3 protein-coding genes are annotated in these 3,461 nt (G+C 43.4%); all 3 read left to right on the forward strand.

Annotated elements, in window-relative coordinates; all coding sequences use genetic code 11:
* Positions 1-234 (forward strand): hypothetical protein (locus WBJ10_RS13395; RefSeq protein WP_424291121.1); only part of this gene is annotated, 234 nt, incomplete at its 5' end.
* A 64-nt stretch (positions 235-298) separates the two neighbouring features.
* Positions 299-2,185, forward strand: coding sequence for an ABC transporter ATP-binding protein (locus tag WBJ10_RS13400; protein WP_424291123.1), 1,887 nt, complete (start codon positions 299-301; stop codon positions 2,183-2,185).
* 9 nt (positions 2,186-2,194) lie between these two features.
* On the forward strand, positions 2,195-3,461 hold a 1,267-nt coding region (locus WBJ10_RS13405), incomplete at its 3' end, for an MBL fold metallo-hydrolase (protein ID WP_424291125.1).

A 3,461-nucleotide genomic window follows, 5' to 3' on the forward strand; every position in this document is an offset into this window, starting at 1 on the left:
AAGGAAGTTGAACATCGTGCGGTGACCGTTGAGGGTCGTATTGATAGGTTTCAGACTACAATAACGCGACTTCAGCAGGAAAACGAGCGACTCAAAGTGGAGGTGCAAAAACAAACAGCGAAAATTAACAGGCTTGTAATCTATCTGGTGGTATCCTTATTTGGGGTATCTATTGGTATAATTTACGCAATCAGTATTAAAAAATTACGAAAGACTGATACCGGAGTCGTTTAACTTGATCAATTATGGCTAATTTTGCCATCGTCATATCACGACAAATAATCCCCCCTAATTTTAAATGGCACGTGCTCGATTAAACAGTGGTAATACACAGTCTGAAGAACTCCCAAAAGCAAAAATAAATAAGGAAAGTTTACAGCAAGTGATGAGGTTATTATCATACCTCAAACCATACCGTACAAAGTTTTTCCTGGGTTTAGGCTGCCTTATTCTTTCGAGCAGCAGTTCTTTCCTGTTTCCATTACTTATGGGCCGTCTGATTGGCACAGGAGCTGAGGCAAAAACGCAGGGCGTAGCAATGCCTAAAGAAATTTTGGACTCCTTCCCTACTGATATTAATACCGTTGCCCTCACCTTACTTGGAGTGCTATTTATACAGGCGATATTATCTTATTTCCGGATAAACTGGTTTGTAGAGGTTGCAGAGAAGGGCTTGGCAGATATCCGACGCGATACATATCATAAGCTGATAACCCTCCCAATGAACTTCTTCTCCCAAAGAAGAGTCGGTGAACTAAACAGCAGGCTTTCAGCAGATCTTTCGCAAATTCAGGATGCTATCACGACTACTTTGGCAGAGATGATACGACAAGTGATAATCTTTACAGGAGGTATTATATTTCTTGTATTAGTGTCAGGGAAACTGACTCTGATGTTATTAGCTGTATTACCTTTAATGGTTGTTATTGCTGTCGTTTTTGGACGTTTTATCCGTAAACTTTCAAGAAAGGCGCAGGATAAGCTGGCCGAGTCGAATACGATTGTAGAGGAAACCTTGCAGGGGATTTCAAACGTGAAGGCGTTTGTAAACGAGGCTTATGAAGTAGGAAGGTATAATACCAGCATCCGTGAGGTTGTTAAAATAGCGATGCGCGGTGCGCGCTTCAGAGGAATCTTTGCTTCCTTCATTGTTTTCTGTTTATTCGGCACTATCGTATCTGTCGTATGGTACGGCTCCCACCTGGTTCAGGCTGGAGAAATAAGCCTGGCCAGCATGTTTACTTTTATTTTATTATCCACTTTCGTGGGAGCTGCGATGGGCAGCTTTCCTGAATTATATGCGACGATGCAAAAGGCCTTTGGAGCGAGCGAAAGGGTACTTGAAATCCTTGGAGAGCAAAACGAGCCCATATCCATGCATGGAGAAAACAACCAGATCCATCAGAGAATCGAGGGCAACCTGCAGTTTAAAGACGTTGTTTTCTCTTACCCTTCACGGAAGGAAATTACAGTACTTAACGGTGTTTCTTTCGAAGCCAGGACCGGTGAGAAAGTTGCAATCATTGGGCCGAGTGGTGCCGGTAAATCCACCATCGCGGGGTTGATACTTCGCTTCTATGAGGCTCAGGGCGGAACCATATTATTTGACGGAAAAGAGGCTTCTGATTACACTCTTACTGATGTTAGAAACCAGGTGGCAATAGTCCCGCAGGATGTGCTTTTATTTGGAGGAACAATCCGCGAAAATATTGCGTATGGCAGGCTTAGTGCGACTGAAGATGAAATTATTATGGCCGCCAAAAGGGCTAATGCACACGACTTTATTGTGGGTTTCCCAGAAGCTTACGACACACTTGTTGGAGAGCGGGGTGTAAAACTTTCTGGAGGACAACGTCAGAGAATTGCGATTGCACGCGCACTTTTGAAGGATCCGGCAATACTTATTCTCGATGAAGCCACGTCTTCACTCGATTCAGAATCTGAACGCCTGGTACAGGAAGCACTCGAGGAATTGATGAAAAACAGAACCTCAGTAATTATTGCCCATCGCTTATCAACTATTCGTGAGGCTGATAAAATCGTAGTTCTCGAGAAGGGAAAAGTTATAGAGAGCGGAAGTCATTCGGAATTGATGAAAAATGAAGAAGGGCTGTACAGATATCTGAGTCAATTGCAGTTGGAAGCGCAGGTGAGCGGGGATGAGCCTCTAACCACTAATCTCTAACCACTAACAATGAAACTAACCGTTTGGGGTGCTGCGCAGCAGGTTACCGGAAGTATGCACCTTTTAGAAACTGATAATTACAATATCTTAATAGATTGTGGTTTAGATTACGAGAAAGATACCTGGCTTGAAGAAAACGAACAGTTCCCTTTTATGCCATCTGATATTGATGTAGTAATACTTACTCATGCTCACATCGACCACTCTGGAAATTTACCTACACTTGTAAGGCACGGCTTTGATGGCCAGATACTTTGCACTGCCCCTACTGCAGACCTCACCGAACTGCTTCTTCTCGATTCGGTGAATATTTTCTTAAATAAACAACGTAAATCCCGAAAAGGAAAACGTGGATTCAGCTCCGGGCCGAAGCCTCTGTATCTGCAAAAGCACGTTATGGAGACCGTGGACCGCTTTGTTACCATTGGATATAATAAACCCTTCTTAATAAACGGCGAAATCAGCCTCAGTTTCATACCGGTTGGCCACCTTTTGGGAGCTGCCGCAGCTGTAATAACTGTTCAGGAACATGGCGAAAAAAGAACAATCGCTTTCAGCGGAGATATCGGCAGAAAAAACTATCCGGTCCTAAAAGATCCGGAAGCTTTGCCTCAGGTTGACTACCTGGTATGTGAATCTACTTATGGCGGGAGGTCGCATAAAGCTACCCAGAGTGTTGAAGAGCTTCTTACAGACACTGTTAATGAAGCATGCATAAAATCGCCTGGCAGGTTAATAATACCAGCTTTCAGTGTAGGCAGAACGCAGGCCCTGGTTTACTCGCTTAACAGAATATTTTCGAAGGGATTACTCCCGCGGGTGAAGGTTTTTGTAGATAGCCCAATGGCAACCTATGCCACTGATATTTTCAGGAAACATCATTCCCTCTTAAACGACGAAGCACAAGATTTCTACAAGAAACAAGGTGATGAATTTGAATTTGAAAACCTGGAATATATACAGGACATGAATGCCAGCAAGGCGATCTCCAACTATTATGAGCCTTGTATAATAATTTCTTCTGCCGGGATGCTCGAAGGTGGGCGTATCCAGGATCATCTATATTATAACATATCCAACTATTATTGCACCATACTCTTTATTGGCTATTGCGCGAAAGGGACACTTGGAAATCGACTGCTTCGCGGCGATCCTATCGTGAACATAAGACACAGGGAATTATCAGTTTACGCTACCATCAAGCAAACAGACCTGTTTAGCGGCCATGGTGACCATAATGATCTCGTAAACTTTGTCAAACAACAGGATAAGCTTA

The organism is Daejeonella sp. (assembly GCF_049655485.1).
Taxonomy (GTDB): domain Bacteria; phylum Bacteroidota; class Bacteroidia; order Sphingobacteriales; family Sphingobacteriaceae; genus Daejeonella.

Coding starts and splice junctions, on each gene's coding strand:
- WBJ10_RS13400 (WP_424291123.1), top strand. CDS start 299: ATGGCACGTGCTCGATTAAACAGTGGTAATACACAGTCTGAAGAACTC.